Here is a 5,099-nt window from a genome sequence, read left to right as displayed (position 1 = left end):
AGCTCATCGGCGTTATGGCGACGTTCCTGTACTCCGTCTTGGCGTCCTCATTGTACAGCCCCACCCTGCCGCTGTCAAACGATGCCGAGTCATAGATGTCAAAAACGACGGCCCCGTTCACCCTTACTACTATGTGGTCTCCGACAACGGTTATCTTCCAGTTCTGCCACTCGCCAATCTTGTTGTTGATTGGAGTCTCGGCCGGATAGTACTTGTTTGCTATTATCTTCTGGCTTGCAGGGTTGGTCCCGCCGTCGTACTTGCCAATCTCTACGCCGTTTGTCTTGACCACAAAATAATAAAAGTGCGTACGGTCGACAGGCTCTGTCCCCTGGCCCACCGCATGCCAGAACACCCAGGCGACCTCCCACGGCTTGGGCGGGCTGTTGATGCGAGTCTGCGCGGCAGTCCTGACGTCCATGCTCATCTCAAAATTCTTGTAGCTGGCAGTCGACAGCGTGAGGGTAGAGTACGTCTGGTCAACGCTGGTAGGGGAGGGGGTGTCCTGGAAGAATACGTTCCCCGGGCTGGTGGCAGACGCCTTTACTCCCTGCTTGCCGGGGTTGGCCCTTGAGCCTGAATAATAATGATACCACTTGCCGTTTGGAGACACCTGATAGTTGCCCGAAGTATATTCTTCGCCAGAAAAATCGTCGTAGAGAGATCCCTGCGGCTCGCGCAAAGGTGCAGGGGACGTCTGATAGAACTGCATCTTTTCGACGCTGTCGTTTAGAATGCGCGGAGGCTTGGCGGTATCCGTGATGATGATGCTTGCAGTGTGGACTCCTGTGGAGTTAAGTTGCGCGACGCTCCAGACTGACCTGTCCTCGTTTGCGCCCAGCACGACCTCCTTTGGCTGAAGGTATAGGGTGGCGCCTCCTGAATCCACGATCTGGAAAAAGACGACGATCTGCTGCTTGAATCCATACGTGTTAGCTACCTTGGCCGAGAGGACAAATGCTTTGTTTGACTGGATGCTTGTCACGTCGTGCCCGTACTGCCCATTGATCCTCAAGTCTGAAACAGTCACGCGGCCGTTCTCGGCGCCGACCTGCTTCACCGACAGGACGAACACGCTAAAGAGGACAACAAACACCATTCCAGACCTTTTCAACATACCACGCTATCTCGCTTTAGGTAAGAAGAGTCGTGCATGCATGCAATATATATGATTCAAACTGCTCATATACACACGCGCGCACCACACAAGGGACACACGGTTAACGCCGGAGAACAAGGGAGAAGCCCTTGCGCCACCGTCTGTTCGTCAGGGCAACAATTGCCAGTATCGAGGCCAGCATGACAAACTGGGCGGCAGATATCCCAAACTCTGGTATCGTCCGGACAACGTTCACCCCAGAGTTCGAGGCGACGAGCAGGATGTCGTTGCCTTGCGAGTAATTTTTAGGGATGTCTAATCTGAGGATATCGTAACTGGCATTTGCCTCGCCATCTGCTGCTACTACTATCTTTTCTGCGCGTGGCATCATCGAGGGATCTTCGGTTCTGTTTGCAGCAGCAACGCTGTCTCCTTCCTCCGGCGGAATAATGTCGACCTTGCTTCCAATTCCTCCGATAAACGACTTGGGGATTCCTATGGTCAGGCTGCCTCCTTCTGACCGGTCGTTTATGCTGAACCTCAGCGCCTTCTCGGGCTCAGAGTACCCGAGCGATACCTCCATGTTATTTGTGGCATTGACCTGTACCGGATACATTATCTTGACCCTGCTTGACATGTCTATGCCGTCCAGCCTGTAAATGTCATACGCTCCAAAGTATATGTCGCCATCTGGAGAGACTGCCACGTTCACGACTTCAAGTGATGGGTAAAAGTTGGTCTTTAGCCTCCACTCTTCCACCAGCCTTGTGCCGTCCTCGTTCAGCTTGACGGCGTAGAGGTTGCCCCTGTAGGACCCGAAAATGAACTTGCCCTTCAGCTCCGGATGCTTGTCGCCGTCATAGTACACTGCCTGCGTGGGGTTTATCGAGATGAAATAGGTCCTCAGCGGTTTTATGGATGAATCATCCGTGAGCGGATCCGGCGGGACGTTTGCCGGCTGCATTCTTGACCAGCCAAAGTTTCCGCCCTTGACGAGAGCGTTGATCTCGTCGTATATGTCGGCGCCCGGCTCTGTGACCAGCCCGTGCCCCCGCTCGTCAAAAGCTATGCCATACATGTTCCGGTGGCCATAGCTGTAAACCAGAGAATTTGGAAATGGGTTGTCGTCCGGGACCGTGCCATCCCGGTTCATCCTGAGAATCTTGCCGTTGAGCGAGGTTATGTTTTGCGCCCGCAGGTCGTCCGCTGCGTCCCCCACTGTCACGTAGAGTTTGTCATCGATTTTGTTAAACGTCAGGGCCCCGCCCGTGTGGAATCCGTAAGGAGAAGCAGGTATCCTGTCGAGTATGACTTTCTCGTCTATCCCTTTATTATCAGAGTCTGTAAACCGGACTATTCTGGCATAGACGTCCCCGGAACTCTCGTCCTTGTAGTTATAGTACGCATAGACAAAGTGGTTTTCGCGGAATCTAGAGTCTATGGCAAGGCCGAGCAGGCCCTGATCCCAGCTGACGTGTATCTCTGGAATCGAAGCAAACGGCTCGTCCATCAGCAGCGCAGTGCCATTTGCCGCCATTGTCATGACTCTGATGTTGCCAGAGTTCTTTTCATTGTAAAACAGGCGGCCGTCCGGGGCAAACGCCGCGCTTGAAATCATTGTGTTGTAGAACAGGTCGTTGCCATATGGAGAATAGTCTTTTAGGTCTCCGTCGAACTTCCAGTAGCCGACAAGTCCTTCTTCCTCTGAAATGCTGTCGATGTCTCTTTTTACCTGCTCTGCTGTCACCATGGAATAGTTGTAGTAACGCACTTCATCAATCACGCCGCTTGCAAGCTCGCACGTACAATAGGCGTCGCCGGCTATGTTTAAAAAGTTGCTGCGAGAGACGCTGCCCGTATATGTACCGTTAAACATGGTTTCTCCCTTCATCTCTCCATCTACAAACAACCTGACGTTCCTTCCGTCAAAGGAGCCCAGTATTTCAGAGAACCTGTCTGCCGGAATGGTGGCGTCTGGCGGAGAAAAGCCTGTGCCGTTGGAGTTGAAGACGGTGAAGCGGACTATCTCTACAGACTCGTCATTGCTGGGATTTGGCACGAACTGAATTTGCCACCCAGCATCGTGGACATCGTGGCTATAGACGCCGTTCCTGTACGACACCAGAGTTGCATACCCGTTGCTGAACTCCTTGTCGCTATTATCCGGCTTTACTGACGCATACACAGAAAACCTCTCGCTGTCATAAGCGTCAATGACGTTTGCCCTCATCGATTCAAGCGAATGCAGGGAGACCTGCACTCCCTCTCCAAACCTGGCCGGTACATAGTCAGGCTGGCGGGTGGCAGATGCCACCTTGGTATAGCTTGCGACAAATGTGCTGCTTTCAAACTCGTTCTGGATTGGGTCGCAGTGGAACCCGACGTACTCGTACTGGCTGCAGCCATAGAGGTAGTGCTTGGTAGTAGTGGTAGTAGCAGCATGGTCATTATCGCCTTCTGCCGCCTCGGCCAATGACGCTGTTTCCCAGAGACTTTTCTGTGTATTTGGAAGCAGGACTGTTGAGGAAAGGATTGTGATGGCTGCCAGGACGAAAGCAAGGGCAATTCTGAAATGGGTTCTCATCTTAGGGGTTCCTTCTCCATATCATCAATTTCATCATGAGTCGACCGTGCGTGGCAAGTTTCATCTGTACAATAACGTCGCTGATCATGTGGTTTCTCTGCTACGTTCTCCCCACAAGGACTGGCGCAGGGCTTTGCCTGAAGCACGAGGGATCTATTTTATTCACAGTTTTCGGGATCCGCCAAATGCGCTAAAAGCCTTGCTTGGGCACTTTCCCAATATAATGCCTTAAACTTTTCAGCCCTGCTCTGTACGGCGGGTAATTTTTCCCCTTTTGCTGTTTGGAGGCGGTGTCTGTTTTTCACCAGTCGATTTTACGCGCGATCTCTATGTGGAATTGATCCATGCGGAGCGGAAAAGCAGAGCCTAAACACGCCGGTGCCCATGAAATGCACCAGCGATTATTATGATGTGTGGAACACAAGTCCGCGTTTTTCTTGTTGCATCATTACAACTGCCTGCGTATGCAGCGAGCCGCTTTTTGTAACATGACGACTGTCAGCAGAGCCGAGAAGCTAGCAGACGATACTACAAAAAGCGAGGTGCTCACCGTCAGGATTTGCGGGTTGTTCGATAATATCCCGGCAACAATAGCCACAACAGAAACAGCCACGATGGCAGCTGACACCTTTGCGGCTGACCTGAGCCTTTTCTGCCGGGGCCACGCCAGGGCCGCAAGCGGCGACACATATACTGCACCTATCATCATGCTTGCCACCGTCCCTGCTGCAAGCGACCCGGCTTCGCCGCCGCCAACCAGCGTATGAGCAGCGGCCGAGAGGTTCAATATCCCAAACAGCGGGTAGAGCCCTGACTTTACAGTCTGCTGGAGCCACTGGTGCTCCCTTTCATAGTCTGCAACCTGCGGGCTGAAAGAATAGTACACGGTATTGAAGGCGTTCATGAACGCCGAGCCCGACATTGTCGAAAGTATGTAATGCTCCCTGAAATTGCGCAGGTACTGGACCTGGGGCGTAAGCTCTGAGCCAAACGCCGCGGTGGCAATAAGGCAGCCGGAAGGTCTTAACAACGAGCTCCTCCAGTCCGGCTCGGCGGTTGCTGACTGGGCGGACTGGATGGACGGCGCGGCCTCCATGGTAACTGACCTCCCTATGATAAATCGGAGGTTTTCAGGCGCATTATCTGACAGCTGGATGTGCACCAGGCTATAGGCGCCGTGCGATTCTGCCGTCACCGAGTAAGCGCCGTCCGGGGCAGTTTGATTCCCGGAGGCCAAGATGTTGCTGATCATGGAATTTGGAATCTTTGCCGAGATGCCTCCAGGCCCGCGCCGGCTGTTCAGCTCCAAGACAACTTTCTCTGCAGACGGGTGGTAGGCCATGCCGGATAATTCTACGCCGGTGGCATTGACCTGTACCGGATACATTATCTTGACCCTGCTTGACATGTCTATGC

At 53.1% G+C, this 5,099-nt stretch carries 3 protein-coding genes; all 3 read right to left on the bottom strand.

The features are described 5' to 3' along the window. A partial coding sequence (locus WKI84_RS12865; protein WP_337863962.1) for a DUF1080 domain-containing protein occupies positions 1 to 1,117 on the bottom strand: 1,117 nt, incomplete at its 3' end. 103 nt (positions 1,118 to 1,220) lie between these two features. Beyond that, complete coding sequence (locus WKI84_RS12860; RefSeq protein ID WP_337863961.1) at positions 1,221 to 3,572, bottom strand: PQQ-dependent sugar dehydrogenase; 2,352 nt, start codon at positions 3,570 to 3,572, stop codon at positions 1,221 to 1,223. 559 nt (positions 3,573 to 4,131) lie between these two features. Further along, positions 4,132 to 5,099 (bottom strand): CFI-box-CTERM domain-containing protein (locus WKI84_RS12855; protein ID WP_337863960.1); only part of this gene is annotated, 968 nt, incomplete at its 5' end.

Origin of the sequence: Nitrososphaera sp. (assembly GCF_037447015.1) — an archaeon.
Lineage (GTDB): Archaea > Thermoproteota > Nitrososphaeria > Nitrososphaerales > Nitrososphaeraceae > Nitrososphaera.
Note: the sequence above shows the minus strand (reverse complement) of the source record. Positions and strands in the feature narration are given on the sequence as shown.